Origin of the sequence: Plantactinospora alkalitolerans, from assembly GCF_015690345.1 — a bacterium.
GTDB lineage: Bacteria > Actinomycetota > Actinomycetes > Mycobacteriales > Micromonosporaceae > Plantactinospora > Plantactinospora alkalitolerans.
Map to the genome: position 1 here is coordinate 1 of NZ_JADPUN010000085.1, position 17,248 is coordinate 17,248.

A 17,248-nucleotide genomic window follows, 5' to 3' on the forward strand; every position below is an offset into this window, starting at 1 on the left:
GTTCCCTGGTGCGCTGGGCGACGATGATCGAGAAGGTGTTCAGGATCAGCCGGCCACCGAGCTGGGCGGGCCGGCGGTGCGGGTCCTCGACCCCGCCGCGCCCGGCTTCGCCGCCGACGTCGCGGTCCGGCGGGCGGTCGCCGCGGTCGGCTTCGCCGCACCGGGTACCGAGACCGGCGCGGCCGGGCCGACCACCCGGGACGCCGCCCTGGTCGAACTGCCGGTCGACTCGCTGGACGAGGAGCGGGACCGGACCGCGAACGGACGCCGGATCTCCGCACTGGTCGAGATGCCGGGCGAGGGAGCGGTGGCCAGCGGCATGGCGTTGCGCGTCGACGACGTCGCCGAGATAGCCGGCATCGCCACCCTCCCCTCGGCCCGCCGCCGAGGGCTCGGCGCGGCGGTCACCGCCGCCCTGGCCCACCGCCTCCTCGACGACGGCACCAACCTGATCTTCCTCTCCGCCGGCAGCGAGGAGATCGCCCGGATCTACCTGAGGGTCGGCTTCCGGCGGATCGGCACCGCCTGCATCGCCGAGCCCGCCCCCGCCACCCTGTAAGGAAGGGCCCCTTCTTATCGCTTTTTGTATAAGAAGGGGCCCTTCCCAACAGGTGTGAGCCGGTATCCGGCGACCCTCAAGACATTCTCAAGATCATTGCATCGCCACCGCGCGGCGGATCATGATGGCCCGCAGTGCTGTCCCCGTACGACTCCATCCCCCTCGGAGTTCACATGAGAACAAGACGACCGACGGTAGTCGTTCTGTCGACACTGCTCGCCGCCACCCTCGGCACGGTCACCGCCCCGTCGACGGCACTGGGCCAGCCCGCGTCCGCGGTGCAGACCGCCGTCGCGGAGCCGAACCAGGTCTCCGGGCTCACCGTCACCCAGGCCGACGGGTACGCCACCCTGGCGTGGACGCCGATCGACGGCGCGACCGACTACCAGATCGAGCGCGCCCCGGTCGACGCCGGGAACGTCGCCACCGGACCGGCCGTGATCGTCGGCGTGTGGCGCCCGAACCGGCAGATCAACAACGAGGCGCCCACCTTCGCCGACGCCGGGTTCAGCCCCGGCGACCGGTTCTCCTGGCGGGTACGGGCCCGGTTCGACACCACCGCGCAGCCGTACTCCACGCCGGTCGCCGGCACCACCCTGGCGCCCTGGGGCAACCCGGACGTACCCGGCGAGAGCCTGCGCACCCAGTGGGAGACCACGAAGGCGGCGCAGTACACCAGCGACGTCGAGGAGTACGCGTACACCGCCGAGGTCGACCGGCTCAGCGAGCGGGTCCGGGTGGTGGAGATCGGCCGGACGGTCCTGAACCGGCCGATCAACATGCTCGTCATCGGCTACCCGACCCCGCCGCCCACCGCGCAGGCCGTCGCGGCGACCTCGCCGCTGGCGATCAACTGCAACGTGCACGGCAACGAGCCCGGTGACCGCGAGGCCTGCCTGGTGCTGGCCCGCAAGTTGGCCTTCGGCAAGGACGCGAAGACCGTCGACCTGCTGTCGCACACCACCGTACTGATCGTTCCGACGATCAACGGTGACGGGCGGGCCGCCAACACCCGGGGCAACTCGACCGGGCAGGACCTCAACCGCGACTACTCGCTGATCCGCCAGCCGGAGACGGCGGCGTACGTGCGGATGCTGCGCGACTACCGCCCGGTGGCCGGCTACGACGGTCACGAGTACGGCAACTCCACCGCCGGTGACCTGCCGATGCTCCCGCCGCGACACCAGAACGTGGCCAAGCAGATCTTCGACGAGTCGATGGACATGATCGAAGGCCACATGTACGTGCAGGGCGCCAAGGACGGCTGGTGGGCCTGCCCGTACGGCTGCCAGGGCGGCAGCGGCGTGGGGCTGAGCGAGGAGACGATCCTCCGCAACACCCTGGGCCTGAAGAACACGGTGAACTCGCTGCTGGAGCTGCGCAGCTCCGGCGGCCAGACCCGGCCCGACGAGGGCAACAGCGCCAACAACCGGCGCCGCAAGACGTACTCGGCGTTCTGGACGTTCAGCCAGTTCCTCGACTACCACCGGGCCAACCTGCCCGCCATCACGCAGGCGCGGAGCGAGGCGATCGAGTTCCAGGCCTCGAACACCGGTCGACTCGTCTTCCGGGGCTCCCGGCCGATCCCGCTGCACCCGGCACCGCACCCGGGTGAGGCCGGACCACGCGACGACCTGCCCGAGCCCGAGATGATCCTGGACAACGCCCCCTGTGCCTACAAGCTCACCGAGGAGCAGTACAACGGGGCGCGTACCGACGGCCCCGGCGAGGTGGGCGCCACCGTGGCGGAGCGGATCGCCGCGCACGGTTGGAAGGTCGTCAAGGCCGCCGACGGGTACTACGTGCCGCTGGCCCAGCCGGAGCGGGGCCTCATCCCGCTGCTCCTCGACGCCCAGGGCGCCGAGGAGTGGGTGGACGGCCAGCGGATCTACCCGACCGGCACGGGCCGGCACAACGGGCCGCTGAGCGTCTCGGGCTTCACCTGCATCTCGGGTGGCACGGTGAACGGTCCGGTCACGGTCCGACCGGGCGCGGTCTTGATTGCCACCGGTACGACGATCAGCGGTCCGGTCAGCGCGGCCGGCGCCACCGGCGTCTTCCTGGCCGACAGCACGGTGCGTGGCCCGGTGCAGATCTCCGGCACCACCGACGCGGTGTCGCTGGTCGACAACCGGATCTCCGGACCGGTCGCCCTCTCGGCCAACAACACCGGCAGCGACGTGCCGCTGCTGGCCGGTAACGCCGTCAGCGGTCCGCTGAGCTGTGCGCTGAACAGCCCGGCGCCGACCAACCTCGGTGTGCCGAACCAGGTGAACGGCCCGAAGGCGGGCCAGTGCGCGGCGCTGTGAGCCCGCGTCCGGCGGTGACCTGAGCACCACCGGTCCTCGCCCCGTACCGGCAGGTCGGGCCCGGCGCCCGACCTGCCGGTACGACACCGTGCCAGTCCTCGTGGAGGTAGTCGTGTCCGAGCCGTCGAATTCGTCCCCGGTACCCGGCCACGTCGGCCGGACGGCCGGACGTACCCAGGTCCGCCGGGCATCGCGGCGCGGACCGGTCTCAGGGGCATCGCGGCGCGGGGCGGTCTCAGAGGCATCGCGGCGCGGGGCGGTCTCAGGGGCATCGCGGCGCGGACCGGTCTCAGGGGCATCGCGGCGCGGGGCGGTCTCAGAGGGGTTCTGGCGCGGACCGGTCCGCCTCGCCGCCGCCACCCTGCTGGCGGTGGCCACCATCGGCGGTTGCACGGACTCCGACCCGGCCGAGCGGGGCGCCACGGCGCGGGCGGACGCCCGACCGGCGGCCGCGGTGACCGGGCCGCTCTGCTCCGCGCTGCCGTCCGGCACCGACCCGGGAAACCCGGCGTCCCTGACCGACGAGCCCGGCGACGTGGCGTTGCGGTGGATCCCGGTACTCACCCGGTTCGAGGCGGCGGTACGGGCCGCGGACCTGTCGGCCGAGCTGCGCGATCCGAACGGGGTGACCATCCTGGCGCCGACCGACGACGCGTTTGCGAAGAAGTTCTCCGAGGACAACCTCGACGACTTGATGATCAAGCAGAAGAACGAACTGCGCACGCTGCTCCGGGCCCATCTCGTCGCCGGCTCGTACTCGCTGGCCGATCTGGTGGCGAAGGGCAGGGTCACCACGCTCGACGGCACGTCGGTCACGATCACCCGGGCCGATCCGATGGCCCGGATCGGCGACCACACCGAGACCGTCTGCGCCGACTACCAGGTCGCGGGTGGCCGGATCCATCTTCTCAACGGGGTGCTCGGCAACCTGCCGACGACCGCCGACGCCAACGGCGACCCGGCGCACTGAGGTCCGGCTCGCCCGGGGTGCTCGCGCGCCGGCCGAGGGTGCCGGATCCAGTCGAGTGCGTGGTCACTACATCTAGTCAGGCGCCGGGAGCCCTTGACGGGTCTGCGGGCCACGCTCCGGAGGTACGGCGGCGGCCAGCACGGCGTCGAGCGGCGTGTCCCGACCGTAGCGGTGCGCGACCGCGAAGACACCGGTGCCGGGGACCGGCTCGGCGGCCCCGTCCGAGCCCAGCCGCCAACCGCCCGGATCCGAACCGGGCCGCCAGCCGCCCGGATCCGAACCGGGCCGCCAGCCGCCCGATTCCACGCCGGGCCAGCCGGCCGATCGGCTCCGCCCCGCCGCACCGGACTGGCCATCCGACCGGCTCCGACCGGCCCGTCCCGGCCACGCCGGCCCGTCGAGCTGGGTACGCAGAGCCCGCTCGGTCGCCTCGGCATCCCGCCGCTCGCAGGCCGGCACCGGCGCACCGATCTCGGCACGGATCCGGTCCGCCGCGCCGAGCAGTCGGGCACCCCGGATCGGCTCGCCCTCCAGCCGGGCCACCTCGGCCAACGCCTCCAGCACACTCGCGGTCCGCCACAGGTCGCCGACCCGCCGGTGCTCCGCGAGGCTGATCCGCAGATGTCCCGCCGCCTGCCGGGTACGGCCGCCACGCAGCTCGATCAGGCCACGCAGGTTGTGCGCCCAGCCGACCCCTTCGGGGAACCCGACCGCCGAGTTCCGGCGCAGGGCCACGTCGAGCAGTGCCGAGGCCCGGTCGATGTCACCCTGGTAGAGGGCGACCGCGCCGAGATTCATCAGCGCGCTGGCCGCCGCCAGGTCGTCGCCGAGCCGTTGGTGTCGGCGCAGGCTCGCCCGCAACCGCGAGTCGGCCCGATCCAGGTCGCCCGCGAGCCACGCGGTGAAGCCGCGCAGCTCCGTGGTCTGCGCCTCGCCCCACTCGTCGTCGCACTCGGCGAAAATGGCGCCGGCGGTCGCCAGGTGATGGGCGGACTCGCCGTATCTGGCCTGCTCCCGGGCCACCGAGCCCAGGATCACCTCCACCCGGGCCTCGGTCCTGCGGTCCCCCGTACCACGGCAGGCGGCGCGGGCCAGCTTCGCGTGTTCGATCGCGGCCGGATAGTCGCAACGCAGCATCGCGAGCATGGCCGCGCCGATCCCGCCCCGGGCCCGCAGTGCGGGTGGTGCCGTCGGATGTCGCGCCAGCGCCCCGGCCAGCCATCGGTGTCCGTCCCGGTAATGGCCCTCCAGGCGGCAGTACATCGACAGCGCGGCGGCCAGCCGGAGGTCGCCGTGCGCGGGTCCACCGGCCCCCGCCTCGGCCAGCCAGCTCATCGCCGAACGCAGGTTGGAATCCTCGGCCCGCAGCCGGGACAGCCACCGCTCCTGGGCCGCGCCCCGCAGCCGGGCATCGGCCCGCTCGGCCAGGCCCAGACAGTACGTCGCGAGATCCTGCCGGGCGCTGACCTCGGCGCCGGCGGCGACCAGTCTGGCCAGCGCGTGCCGCCGGATCGGCTCCAGCATCCGGTAGCGGACCGGCGTCACCTCGGGCGGCTCACCGGACGCACCCGCCGGCTCGGCCGGCCCGCCCGGCATCGGCTCCGCCAACGACGCCTCCACCAGCGCGGCCAGCGCGGCCGGGGCTGACGACCCGCCGACCGCCTCGGCCAGCTCGGCGTCGAATCCACCGGCACAGATCGAGAGCCGGTCGAACAGCCGGCAGGCATCGGGCTCCAACTGGGCCAGGCTGGACTCGACAGCGGTGGCGATGCTCCGGTGCCGGTCCGGCACCCTCGGGTCCGGGCTCCGCAGCAGCCGTACGTCGGCCCGGAGGCGGGCGATGATCTCGTTGACGGTCAGCAGTGGAGTACGCGCCGCAGCCAACTCGATGGCCAGTGGCAGTCCGTCGAGTTCGGCGCAGAGCCGTACGACCGCATCGGCGCTGGCCTCGGCAACCGGCCGACCGGAGAACTCGTGTGCGCGTTCGAGGAAGAGCCGGGTGGCCGGATGCGCGGCGAGTGCGTCGAGGTCGTGCCCGCCGCCCGGCTCGGGTCCGGCCAGCGCCGGCACCCGGATCCGCGACTCGCCCGGCACCCGCAGCGCGACCCGGCTGGTCGCCAGCACCCGCAGTTCCGGACAGTGCGACAGCAGCCGCCCGACCAGCTCCGCACAGCCCGTGACCAGGTGTTCGCAGTTGTCCAGAACCAGCATGGCCGGTACGGCGCCGAGATCGGCTACCAGCGCCTCGACGACGTCCCGCCCCAGATCGGGTACGCCGAGCGCGGCCGCCACCGCCTGAGGTACCCGTACCGGGCTCTCCACCGGGGTGAGGTCGACGAACCAGACGGGCCGATCGGTCACCCGTCCCGCCGCGGCCAGCGCCAGCCGGGTCTTGCCGGCGCCCCCGGTACCGGTCAGGCTGACCAACCGGTGCTGGTCCAGTCGCTGCCCGACGACGTCGAGCAGTTCGTCCCGGCCGAGCAGCGCGGTGAGCGGGACCGGAAGCCGGGTTGCCGGACGCGGCCGGGAGGCAGGGAGGCCGGCGGCTGCTTCCGGGACCGGTTCGGGGCGGTCACCAGTCGCCCAGTCCTCCGGCAGTTCTCCCCGCTGCGCCGCCTCCGCGAGCACGCAGACCCGACCGGCCGGCTCGACGCCCAACTGCTCCGCGAACACCTCCCGGGCGCGGCGCTGCACCTGAGCGGCGGCCCGTCGCCCGTCGGCCAGGAAGGACGCCACCAGCAGCAACTCCCACAGCCGCGCCCGCAACGGGCGGCCGGCGACCGCCGCCGACAGTTCGCCGACGGCCGTACGCGCCAGTCGGGTACCGGCGGCTCCGGCAGCCACCACGGACCGGTCGGCGACGGGGCCACCGGCGGCCGCGTACGCGGAGACGGCCAGCCGGAGCAGGCACTCCCAGCGGTCCTCGAACGCGTCGTCGCGGGCCCGTCGCAGCCGGCGCACCTCCGTGGCGGCCCACCCGGACGGGCACAGCCGGTGGCCGCGCAACGGTCCACCCCCGTCCTCGGCGAGCACCTGACCGGTGGACTCCGGCGCCACGGGCGGAACGAGCGACGCGGGCGGAACGAGCGGAACGATGTCCGGACCTGGCCCGGCTGGCCCCGGCCCGGCGCAGGTGCCGGCCGCCGGACCCGGGATCGCGTCGGTTCCGGAACCGGCGGTGGTCGGTTCGGTCCAGGTCGCCAGCGCGGCGTCGAACAGCCGGACGGCGGCCGGAAGCTCCCCGGCCGCCATTCGGCGACGGGCCCGGGCGACGAGCCGGGTGAACCGGTGCGCGTCGATCCGGCTACCCGGCAGGCGCAGCCGGTAACCACCGGGCCCGATCTCCAGCGCGTCCGGCGACCCGCAGTCGGCGAGCGCGGTGGCCAGCAGGATGGCCGCTCGGTCCAGTACCCGGGGTTCGGCCGGCACCGGATTGTCGACCGCGGCGTCGCCGGGCAGCGTCGGATCGGCAATGGCAGCAGCGGGCAGCAGATGGTCGGCGGCAGCGGACAGCGAATGGGCGTCGACAGCGGCGGCAGCGGACAGCGAATGGGCGTCGGCGGCCGGACCGGGCTGCGTCGGTCGGTCGGCTCGGATCCGGCCGGTGGCGGAGGTGCCGAGCGCGGCCAGCAACTCCGCGTCGGGTACCGGTTCACCGGCCCGGAGGGCGAGCAGCCCGAGCAGCAGGCTCGACTCGTCCGGCAGGTCCACCGGTCCGCCCGGCCCGACCAGTCGGACCGTTCCGAGCAGCCGTACCTCGCCTCCGGTGCTGCCCGTCCGGTCCATCTTGGCCTGCTGGCCAGGCACGCTGTGCCGCAACTGGGAGCCCTCACCTTCGCTCCCGGCAAGTGTGCGACGCGGCGGCGGTGAGGGCATACCCCCGATCGGTCGGTTAGGCCGCGACCCGGAGGGTCCGGTGCGACCCGCTCGGGCAGCGGCTGCCTTCGATTCGGATATCACCCGATCGACCGGGCCGGGACGACCCGGCAGTGGAAGATCGCCGGATGGTCAGGCCGGTGGCCGCCACTGCGCGGCCGCCGTCGCGGCACTGCCCATCAGGCGGGGCGTGATGGTGCCGAGGGCCGCGTCCCGGGCTCGGAGCGCCAGCCGGCCCCGGGTCTGCAGGACCGCCGACATCCGCCGGGTCTGCCGGACCACCGTCGCGGCCCGGGGACGTCGCATCCGGCTGTACGACTCGACCGCCTCGCGCATCGGTGCGCCGGGAACCGCCTCACGGACCACCGAACGCAGCGTCGCGGCGTCCTCGAGCGCCAGGCAGGCGCCCTGACCGAGGTGGTGCGGCATCGCGTGCGCGGAGTCGCCGAGCAGTACCACCCCGCCCGCACCGGCTGGGAAGCCGTACGACTTGGGCAGCGGGCGCAGTTCGCGCACCTCCTGCTGGACCAGGTCCTCCGGCTCCGTCGCGGCGAGCAGGTCGCCGATCGGCGCCGGCCAGTCGGCGAACCAGCGCCGGAGCAGGGCGAGTTGGGTCGCCGGTGACTCCGGCCGGGATGCGCCGGCAGCCGTCGCCACCCAGTAGATCCCGCCCCGGGTGGAGCCACCGGACGAGCCACGGTCGCCCAGCGACGCGGCGACGAAGCGGTAACCGGCGCCGAGCGTCTCCCCGTCCACCGGACGGTCGACCGGCAACTGGGGGGCGCGGTACCACGGGATGACGGCACGCCACGCGGCACAGCCGGAGCTGACCACGGTGGCGCCGGGGGCCAACCGGCGACGTACCGCGCTGTCGATGCCGTCCGCCGCGACCACCAGGTCGGCCTCGTAGCTGCTCCGTCCGTCGCCGACGGTGGGCCGTTCGCCGTCGGTCGCCCGCACGGTCCGCACCTCGACCCCGGTCCGGATCTCCACGCGGTCGCCGAGCCCGGCGACCAGCGCGTCGTGCAGGTCCTCCCGGTGTACGACGACGGGAGCGCGGTCGCCCGGCACGGGCCTGGGCTGCACCAGCCAGTGCCCGTCGGGGCGCCGGACTCCCGTGTCGGGCAACTGGGTCGCGATCGCGGCCAGGCCCTCGCCGAGGCCGAGCGCGCGCAGCGCCCGGACCCCGTTGGGCCAGAGCACCAGTGCGGTGCGCTCCGCGCGGACCCGGTCGCCGCGTTCGAGCAGCGTCACCTGCCAACCGGACCGGGCCAGTGCGCCGGCGGCCGCCAGCCCACCGATCCCGGCGCCCACCACCACGGCCGTACGCATCGGTCCGGCTCCCCTGCTCAACGGTCCCGGTCGGCGGTCCCCGGCGCGGCCCCGGCGTCGGCCGGCTCGCCGTCGCCGTCGCGGCCGGGTGCCTTCACCGTACCCTCGTCGGAGGCTGTCGTGTCGATGCCGTCGACGGAAGCTGCCCCGTCGGTGCCGTCTACGGGGGGCGTCCTGTCGGTGCTGCCGTCGACAGGCGGCGTCTTGTCGGTGCCGTCCACGGCAACCGGCTCGGCCACGTCGTCGCCGGAGGTTGCCCCGTCGTCGTCCGGATCGCCGGAGGTTGCCCCGTCGTCGTCCGGATCGCCGGAGTCGCCGGACGCCCGTTCGGTCGGGTCCTCCGGCGGCATCTCGCCGGTTTCCTGGTAGCGGGCGAACTGTTCCTCGGTAACCACCCGGTAGGCCGTCGGCATGCCGACGGCGGCCGGCTTCCGCGACACGTCGACCTGGGACACGTCGACCTGGGACACGTCGCTCGCGGCGGCAGCGCCCGGCGTCACGGGCGCGAGGACGCCATCGATCGGCACCAGGTACTCCTGCGGACCACGGACCCGTAGGAAGTAGATCAACGCACCGAGGAAGACCAGGACCGCGGTCCAGACGTTGAGCCGCGCGCCGAGGATCTCGGTCGCCTTGTCGGTGCGCATCATCTCGATCCAGAACCGCCCGGCGGTGTAGCCCATGACGTAGAGCGCGAACGCGCGTCCCCGGCCGAGCTTGAGCTTGCGGTCTAGGAGCAGGACGAAGCCGGCGACCCCGATGTTCCAGATCGCCTCGTAGAGGAAGGTGGGATGGAAGAGCCCCGGTTCGAGGACCGGGTTTCCGCTGTCGTCGCGGAGCGCGTGACCGGGGTTGGTCCCGTCCATCCGGTGGATCTCCAGGCCCCAGGGCAGGTTGGTCGGGCCGCCGAACAACTCGTTGTTGAACCAGTTGCCCACCCGGCCGACGGCCTGGGCGAGCGGCAGCCCGGGGGCGAGGGCGTCGGCCACCACCGTCAGCGGGATGCCGAGCTGCCGGGCTGCCAGCCAGGCGCCGACGGCGCCACCCGCGACGGCGCCCCAGATGCCCAGGCCGCCCTCCCAGATGTAGAGGGCCTTGATCGGCTCGCCCCCGTCGCCGAAGTAGTCCCCGGGCGAGGTGATCACGTGGTAGAGCCGGGCACCGACGATGCCGAACGGCACCGCCCAGACCGCGATGTCGAGCACCGCCCACGGGGCGACGCCACGGCGACGCATCCGCAGCTCGGTCACCACGCAGGCGACCACGATGCCGAGCACGATGCAGAGCGCGTAGGCCCGGATGGGCACCGGTCCGACCTGCCATACGGCGGTGGCGGGACTGGGCAGGGCCGCCTGGGGAGATAGCGAGGCGAGGGTCACGGGTGCACAGGCTACCGTCGCAACCCGGCTCAGCGGCACCCCGGTCCGGTTGCCAACCACGAGCGAGCGCAGCCTGATTTGCCGGGTTACGCCCGTTTCAATGGCAAGTGTCGGTTGTCCCTCGGTTGATCCGCAGGTCCGTCCGGGCTCCACGTCCTGGGCCGGCCGAAGGCACGATCGATCCACCGACAGGCTGCCGGCGGGAAGCGGCGTCGGTCGACCGGATCAGCGCGCGACGGTACGGACGCCCTCGGCGAGTTCGGCGCTGAGGGCGCGCAGCGCGGTCAGCCCGGTCGCCTCGTCGGGCTTGTCCAGCAGACACCGGACCAGCGCACTGCCGACGATCACCCCGTCGGCGTACCCGCCGACCTCGACCGCCTGCGCACCGTTGCCGACCCCGAGGCCCACCCCCACCGGAAGCCCGGTGACCGCCCGGACCCGGGAGACCAGGGTCGGCGCCGCGTCCGAGGTGCTCTCCCGGGCTCCGGTGACCCCCATCAGCGCGGTGGCGTAGACGAAGCCCCGGCAGTGCCCGACCGTCATCGCGAGCCGCTCGTCCGTGGACGAGGGCGCCACGAGGAATGTCCGGTCCAGGCCGTACGCGTCGGAGGCGGCGAGCCACTCGCCCGCCTCCTCCGGGATCAGATCCGGCGTGATCAGGCCGGTGCCACCGGCGGCGGCGAGGTCGCGGGCGAAGGCGTCGACCCCGTACCGCTCGATCGGGTTCCAGTAGGTCATCGTGACCACCGGTGCCCCGGTCGCGGCGACCGCCTCGATGATCCGCAACGCGTCGGCGGTCCGTACGCCCCCGGCGAGCGCGATGTCGCTGGCCCGCTGGATGACCGGCCCGTCCATCACCGGATCGGAGTACGGGATCTCCACCTCGATCACGTCGACCCCGGCCGAGACCATGGCGGTCATCGCGGCGATGCTGCCCTCGACGCTCGGGAACCCGGCCGGCATGCAGCCGATCAGCAGCGCCCGCCCCTCGGCGCGGGTCTTCTCGAACGCGACCGCGATGCTCCGGTCGACTGCCGCACCCGGGCCGGATGCCGCGACGGACTGGCCCGCACCGCTCATCACGCCTGCTCCCCGTCGAGGATGCCGAAGTACTCGCCGGCGGTGTGCACGTCCTTGTCGCCCCGGCCGGAGAGGTTGACCACGATGGTGGGCTCGCGGCCCAACTCCGCGGTCAGAGCTGGAATGATCTTGATGGTTCCGGCGAGCGCGTGTGAGCTCTCGATGGCCGGGATGATCCCCTCGGTCCGGCAGAGCAACTGGAACGCGTTCATCGCCTCGGCGTCGGTCACCGGCGCGTAGCGGGCCCGGCCGATGTCGTGCAGCCAGGCGTGCTCGGGGCCGACCCCGGGGTAGTCCAGCCCGGCCGAGATCGAGTGCGACTCCAGGGTCTGGCCGTCGGAGTCCTGCAGGACATAGGTACGGGCGCCGTGCAGGACCCCGGACGAGCCGCCGGTGATGCTGGCCGCGTGCCGCCCGGTCTCGACCCCGTCGCCGCCGGCCTCGAAGCCGTACAGCCGGACGTCGTCGTCCCCGACGAACGCGTGGAAGATGCCGAGCGCGTTCGAGCCGCCGCCGACACACGCGGCGACCGCGTCGGGCAGGGCGCCGCGCAGGTCCAGGCACTGCTGACGCGCCTCGACCCCGATGCCCCGGACGAAGTCGCGAACCATCGCCGGGAAGGGGTGCGGGCCCGCGGTGCTGCCGATGATGTAGTGCGTCCGGTCGACGTTGGCGACCCAGTCCCGCATCGCCTCGTTCATCGCGTCCTTGAGGGTGCGCGAACCGGACGTGACCGGCACCACCGTGGCACCGAGCATCCGCATCCGGGCCACGTTGAGTGCCTGCCGCTGGGTGTCCACCTCACCCATGTAGACCACGCACTCCAGATCGAGGTACGCGGCCGCGGTCGCGGTCGCCACCCCGTGCTGGCCCGCACCGGTCTCGGCGATCACCCGGGGCTTGCCCATCCGCTTGGTGAGCAGGGCCTGGCCGAGCACGTTGCGGATCTTGTGCGCACCGGTGTGGTTCAGGTCCTCCCGCTTGAGCAGGATCCGCGCGCCGATCTCGGCCGAGAGCCGCTCGGCCCGGTAGAGCAGGGACGGGACGTTGGCGTACTCGCGCAGCATCGCGCCGAACTCGGCCTGGAACGACTCGTCGGTCAACGCCGTCCGGTACGCCAGGTCGAGTTCGTCGAGCGCGGCCACCAGTGCCTCGGGAACGAACCGTCCGCCGTACCGGCCGTAGTGTCCGGCACCGTCGGGCGACGAGGTGCCGCTCGCCGGCACCGTGGGCGCGCTCATGCTGACCTGCCTTCGACTCGCGACCGCGGGGCTCGCAGACCCGGCTCGTTCCTCGCGCTCATCGGACCGGCCGGGGGGTGGCGGGATGGTTGCCGGCGTTGACCAGTTCGGCCACCGCCTCGCGCGGGCTCTTCTGGGTCACCAGGCCCTCCCCGACCAGTACGGCGTCGGCGCCGGCCGAGGCGTACCGGATCAGGTCGTGCGGACCCCGTACGCCGGACTCGGCGATCTTGACGACGCTGTTCGGCAGGCCGGGTGCGATCCGTTCGAAGACCGACCGGTCGACCTCCAGGGTGCGCAGGTTGCGGGCGTTCACCCCGATCACCCGGGCACCGGCCTCCAGGGCCCGGTCCGCCTCCTCCTCGTCGTGCACCTCGACCAGCGCGGTCATGCCCAGCGACTCGATCCGCTCGAGCAGGCCGACCAGCACGTTCTGTTCCAGCGCGGCAACGATCAGCAGCACGAGGTCGGCTCCGTGCGCCCGGGCCTCGTGCACCTGATAACTGGAGACGACGAAGTCCTTGCGGAGTACGGGAATGTCCACCGCCGTACGGACCGCCGCCAGGTCGTCCAGCGACCCACCGAACCAGCGCCCCTCGGTCAGTACGCTGATGCAGCGTGCTCCACCGGCGGCGTACTCTCCGGCCAGATCGGCCGGATCGGCGATCTCGGCGAGTTGCCCCTTGGACGGCGAGGAGCGCTTCACCTCGGCGATCACCCCGACGCCCGGCCGGCGTAGGGCCGCGTAGGCGTCGCGGGGCGGCACCGCCGCCGCCGCGAGTTGCTTGATCTGCTCCAGCGGAACCAGAAGTTGTCGACGCTCGACGTCCTCCCGGACTCCGGCGAGGATCTCGTCGAGCACGTTGGCGGACGCGGCCGGTGCGGCTTCGTCCCCCTCTGCGTGCGAATGCTCAGCAGTCACCAACGGACTCCCCTCTCCGGGTGTCATGGGCCGATGCTAGGCGTCGCCACGGGGCGGACGCCGTCGGGGGTATGGCGTGCTTCACGAAATGGGCTGGGGCATAATGCCCGACCTTGTGAGCGGAATGTCACGCTGAGCCACCAGGATCTCGATGTCAGGAGGTCGGCGGGCCGGTCGGGATGAACGCGCGGTAACCGGACGCCTTATGTGACCCAGATCAAGGAAGCCGGAACGGTCGGCCGAGGTTTGATCGGAGGGGCGGAGGGTGGTGGCGTGGCGTGGGAGAAACGGGCGGGCCGGTAACGGAACCGTCGATCCCCGGGTCACCGATCGGAAACACCGCCTCGGCACCATCACTGTCGGGCACACTGGGCGCGGGAAGCCGCGGACCAGTCGGATCGATCTTCGTGCGGGGAAGACCATGAGCGCTGTGAAGCCTGGCTCGACCATCGACGTGACCAGCATCCCCCGGGCCGTACTGTCCGTCGCCGTCGGCGTCGTGCACAGCGTGGAGCGGGCGATGATCGGCGACGCCCGGATCCGGACCGCCCGGGGCAACGCCTGGGAGGCCATCTGCGCGGACCGGGACCGGGCGCACCGGCGCGACGAGATCCGCGCCCTGGTTGCCGTGCTCGCCGCCACGCCGCCGGCACCCTCCGTCGGCCGGGTCGGCGTCGGGGCCGACCGGCAGCCGGTCAACTGACCGTCCGGGCCGACCGGCAGCCGGTCAGCTGACCGTCGGGTCCTCGCCCCGGTCCAGCGCGTCCCACGCCGCCCTCGTCCGTCGGCCGTCGAGCCGGCCTCCGTCGGGCGCCGGGTCCGGTTCCGGCCCGCCCCGGCGCGGCGACCGCTCGTAGCGTGCGCCCATCACCGGCCAGGTCGCGCCGCGAGCGGTGGTGATCCCGCCGGCCACCATCGTCAGCAGGCCGCCGAGCACGCAGAGCAGCGGCCAGGCCAGCCGGATGTCGTCGTGGCCGGTGCCGAAGCCCCCGTACGCCCCGCCGATCGCGACGCCGACCCCGACCGCCGCCAGCAGTCCACCGACCAGCCGCCGCCCGAGCCCCCGGGTGCCGAGCACCGCCCCGGCTCCGGCCAGTCCGACCAGGGCGAGGGCCGGCAGCCAGGGCAGCAGGTCGGTGCCGCTGTGGACCGTCCGGGCGGCCGGCAACGGTGCCGGTCGCGCGATCACCTCGACCGCCCAGGTCCGGGTCGCCGCGAAGACCGCCAGAGCCGCGCCGAGCAGGCAGAGCAGCACGGTGTACGCCAGCGCGCGCCGGCCGGTCGACGACGGTTCCCCGGTGTCGCTCACCGAGCCGGCCGCAGGGTCTCGGCAGCCGCGATGGCGGCGAGTACGGCAGCCGCCTTGCTCCGCGTCTCCTGGTCCTCGGCGATCGGGTCGGAGTCGGCGACGATGCCGGCACCGGCCTGCACGTACGCCCGCCCCCGCCGGATCAGCGCGGTCCGGATCGCGATCGCCATGTCCAGGTCCCCGCCGAACCCGAAGTAGCCGACCGTTCCGCCGTACAGCCCGCGACGGGTCGGTTCCAACTCCTCGATGATCTCCATCGCCCGTACCTTCGGGGCGCCGGAGAGCGTTCCGGCCGGAAAGGTGGCGGCCAACGCGTCGAAGGCGCTCTGGTCCTCGCGCAGCGTCCCGACGACCGTGGAGACGATGTGCATGACATGGCTGTACCGCTCGATGGTGGCGAACTCCGGCACCTCGACCGTGCCCGGCCGGCACACCCGACCCAGGTCGTTGCGGCCGAGGTCGACCAGCATCACGTGCTCGGCCCGCTCCTTGGGGTCGCCGAGCAGTTCGGCGGCGAGCCGGCCGTCGTCGGCCGGGGTCCCGCCCCGGGGCCGGGTACCGGCGATCGGGTGCAGCATCGCCCGCCGTTGCCCGTCCTCCCCGGTGGTGACCTTGAGGTGCGCCTCGGGCGAGGATCCGACGATGTCGAAGTCGTCGAACCGCAGCAGGTACATGTACGGGCTGGGGTTCGTGGCCCGGAGCACCCGGTAGACGTCCAGCGGATCGGCCCGGGTCTCCCGCTCGAAGCGCTGGGACAGCACGATCTGGAAGCACTCTCCGGCCCGGATCGCCTCCTTGGCCGCCTCGACAGCCTTCGGGTACTCCCCCTCCGGGGTACGGCTGACCACGTCACCGGGGGACGGCCGGTCGATGGTGGAGATCATCGGCGGGATCGGCCGGGACAGCGCCGTGGTCATCGCGTCCAGCCGGCCGACCGCCTGGTGATAGGCCGCCGTCACCTGGGCGGTCCGCTCCGCCGGAGCGTCACCGCCGATCTGCCCCGGTGCGGGCAGGACGGCGTTCGCCACCAGGATGGCGGAGCCGTCGAAGTGGTCCAGCACGACGAGGTCGGTGGCGAGCATCATGCCCAGCTCGGGCAGGCGCAGGTCGTCGCGGGTCAGCGACGGCAGCCGCTCGAACCGCCGCACGACGTCGTACCCGAGATAGCCGACCATCCCGCCGAGCAGGGGCGGAAGTTGGCCGGGGTCCCACCCGGCCGGGCCGTCGGCCACGACCGGATCGTCGACCACGACCGGATCGTCGACCACGACCGGATCGTCGACCACGACCGGGCCGGTCAGCTCCGCCACGGTCACCCGCAGCGCCCGCATCGGGTCGCCACCGGTCGGCAGCCCGGCCGGCGGGGTGCCCAGCCAGTGCGCCTCGCCGTCCCGCTCGACCAGCGTGGCGCTGCTGCGCACCCCGACGAACGAGTACCGCGACCAGGCGGTCCCGGCCGCCCCGGCACCCTGTTCGGCCGATTCCAGCAGGAACGTGCCCGGCCCGCCGGCCAGCTTGCGGTAGACCCCGACCGGGGTCTCCCCGTCGGCGAGCAGCCGCCGGATCACCGGCACCACCCGCCGGGTACGGGCAAGGTCGTGGAAGGTCGCCTCGTCCGGGCTCACCGCTCCGGTGGTCATCCGGTCACCGTCCCCAAATCGATCATGACGCGGTTCCGGCCGTCCGGTTGGCCGTCCCGGTGACCGGCAACTCGTCCGAGAAGCAGGTCCGACTGCCGGTGTGGCATGCGGCGCCCACCTGGTCCACGCTGACCAGCAGGGCGTCCCCGTCGCAGTCGAGCGCGACCGCCCGGACGTACTGGTGGTGGCCGGAGGTCTCGCCCTTGACCCAGTACTCCCGCCGGCTGCGGGACCAGTAGGTGGCCCGGCCGGTACTGAGGGTGCGGTGCAGCGCCTCGTCGTCCATCCAGGCGACCATCAGCACCTCGCCGGAGTCGTGGGCCCGGACCACCGCCGTGACGAGTCCGTCGGGGTTGCGGCGCAGTCGCGCCGCGATCGCCGGGTCAAGGGCAGACGTCCGGGCGGGACCGGTCGCCGCCGGTCCGGACACGTCCGTCGGAGCCGCCGGGGAGAGATCGGGTACGGGCATAGTTCCCAATTGTTTCGCACGCGGAGCCGGAGCCGTCCACCCGTCCCGGATCGAGTGGTCCGGCCGACCCTGCACCGGGTCCGCCGTCGAGCCCTCCGCAGCGGCGGTCACGCCCTCCCGAGCGGCCGTGGCGCCCTCCCCGGCGGCCGTGGGGCCCTCCCG

The 17,248-nt window shown here is 73.4% G+C and carries 13 protein-coding genes; 4 read left to right on the forward strand and 9 right to left on the reverse strand.

Annotated elements, in window-relative coordinates; all coding sequences use genetic code 11:
- The 3 genes from I0C86_RS06700 to I0C86_RS06710 all read left to right on the forward strand — a co-directional run.
- Positions 1 to 559, forward strand: a 559-nt coding sequence (locus tag I0C86_RS06700; RefSeq protein ID WP_196200334.1) for a GNAT family N-acetyltransferase, incomplete at its 5' end; no start/stop codon positions are given.
- 173 nt (positions 560 to 732) lie between these two features.
- Positions 733 to 2,868, forward strand: coding sequence for a M14 family zinc carboxypeptidase (locus I0C86_RS06705; RefSeq protein WP_196200335.1), 2,136 nt, complete (start codon positions 733 to 735; stop codon positions 2,866 to 2,868).
- Between the two features lie 370 nt (positions 2,869 to 3,238).
- On the forward strand, positions 3,239 to 3,838 hold the full coding sequence (locus I0C86_RS06710; protein WP_196200336.1) for a fasciclin domain-containing protein: 600 nt from the start codon (positions 3,239 to 3,241) through the stop codon (positions 3,836 to 3,838).
- A gap of 72 nt (positions 3,839 to 3,910) precedes the next feature.
- Here I0C86_RS06710 and I0C86_RS06715 read toward each other — a convergent pair whose 3' ends face one another.
- The 6 genes from I0C86_RS06715 to trpC all read right to left on the reverse strand — a co-directional run bounded on the left by I0C86_RS06715 (position 3,911) and on the right by trpC (position 13,608).
- On the reverse strand, positions 3,911 to 7,657 hold the full coding sequence (locus I0C86_RS06715) for an ATP-binding protein (protein ID WP_196200337.1): 3,747 nt from the start codon (positions 7,655 to 7,657) through the stop codon (positions 3,911 to 3,913).
- A 189-nt stretch (positions 7,658 to 7,846) separates the two neighbouring features.
- A complete protein-coding gene (locus I0C86_RS06720; protein ID WP_196200338.1) occupies positions 7,847 to 9,046 on the reverse strand; it encodes an FAD-dependent oxidoreductase in 1,200 nt (399 codons plus the stop codon).
- A 17-nt stretch (positions 9,047 to 9,063) separates the two neighbouring features.
- Positions 9,064 to 10,425 carry a prolipoprotein diacylglyceryl transferase gene (gene lgt / locus I0C86_RS06725; protein ID WP_407676273.1) on the reverse strand — a complete coding sequence of 454 codons (1,362 nt, stop codon included), beginning with the start codon at positions 10,423 to 10,425 and terminating at the stop codon, positions 9,064 to 9,066.
- A 225-nt stretch (positions 10,426 to 10,650) separates the two neighbouring features.
- Entirely contained in the window at positions 10,651 to 11,505 is an 855-nt protein-coding gene (gene trpA / locus I0C86_RS06730; RefSeq protein ID WP_196200344.1) for a tryptophan synthase subunit alpha, read from the reverse strand.
- Positions 11,505 to 12,746, reverse strand: a complete 1,242-nt coding sequence (trpB, locus tag I0C86_RS06735) for a tryptophan synthase subunit beta (RefSeq protein WP_196200339.1) — start codon at positions 12,744 to 12,746, stop codon at positions 11,505 to 11,507. Before trpB ends, trpA begins: the two co-directional genes overlap by 1 nt.
- A 58-nt stretch (positions 12,747 to 12,804) precedes the next feature.
- On the reverse strand, positions 12,805 to 13,608 hold the full coding sequence (trpC, locus tag I0C86_RS06740; protein ID WP_196200345.1) for an indole-3-glycerol phosphate synthase TrpC: 804 nt from the start codon (positions 13,606 to 13,608) through the stop codon (positions 12,805 to 12,807).
- A gap of 481 nt (positions 13,609 to 14,089) precedes the next feature.
- Between trpC and I0C86_RS06745 the strand changes: the two genes are divergently transcribed.
- The gene (locus tag I0C86_RS06745) at positions 14,090 to 14,371 is read left to right on the forward strand and encodes a hypothetical protein (protein WP_196200340.1); all 282 of its coding nucleotides are present in this window, start codon (positions 14,090 to 14,092) and stop codon (positions 14,369 to 14,371) included.
- A 24-nt stretch (positions 14,372 to 14,395) separates the two neighbouring features.
- Here the strand turns inward: I0C86_RS06745 and I0C86_RS06750 are convergent, their stop codons facing one another.
- From I0C86_RS06750 to hisI, 3 genes are read right to left on the reverse strand one after another with little or no spacing between them, the layout of a single operon-like run.
- A complete protein-coding gene (locus tag I0C86_RS06750; RefSeq protein WP_196200341.1) occupies positions 14,396 to 14,977 on the reverse strand; it encodes a Trp biosynthesis-associated membrane protein in 582 nt (193 codons plus the stop codon).
- Positions 14,974 to 16,617 (reverse strand): anthranilate synthase component I, encoded by a 1,644-nt coding sequence (locus I0C86_RS06755; protein WP_196200342.1) that lies wholly within the window; start codon positions 16,615 to 16,617, stop codon positions 14,974 to 14,976. The genes I0C86_RS06750 and I0C86_RS06755 overlap by 4 nt, the downstream gene beginning before the upstream one ends.
- 22 nt (positions 16,618 to 16,639) lie before the next feature.
- Positions 16,640 to 17,086, reverse strand: a complete 447-nt coding sequence (hisI, locus tag I0C86_RS06760; protein ID WP_196200343.1) for a phosphoribosyl-AMP cyclohydrolase — start codon at positions 17,084 to 17,086, stop codon at positions 16,640 to 16,642.
- Positions 17,087 to 17,248 lie beyond the last annotated feature (162 nt).

Excerpts from the sequence above, each read along its gene's own strand:
- I0C86_RS06705 (WP_196200335.1), top strand. The coding sequence starts at position 733 with ATGAGAACAAGACGACCGACGGTAGTCGTTCTGTCGACACTGCTCGCC.
- I0C86_RS06720 (WP_196200338.1), bottom strand. The coding sequence starts at position 9,046 with ATGCGTACGGCCGTGGTGGTGGGCGCCGGGATCGGTGGGCTGGCGGCC.
- trpA (WP_196200344.1), bottom strand. The coding sequence starts at position 11,505 with ATGAGCGGTGCGGGCCAGTCCGTCGCGGCATCCGGCCCGGGTGCGGCA.
- trpB (WP_196200339.1), bottom strand. The coding sequence starts at position 12,746 with ATGAGCGCGCCCACGGTGCCGGCGAGCGGCACCTCGTCGCCCGACGGT.
- I0C86_RS06745 (WP_196200340.1), top strand. The coding sequence starts at position 14,090 with ATGAGCGCTGTGAAGCCTGGCTCGACCATCGACGTGACCAGCATCCCC.
- I0C86_RS06755 (WP_196200342.1), bottom strand. The coding sequence starts at position 16,617 with ATGACCACCGGAGCGGTGAGCCCGGACGAGGCGACCTTCCACGACCTT.
- hisI (WP_196200343.1), bottom strand. The coding sequence starts at position 17,086 with ATGCCCGTACCCGATCTCTCCCCGGCGGCTCCGACGGACGTGTCCGGA.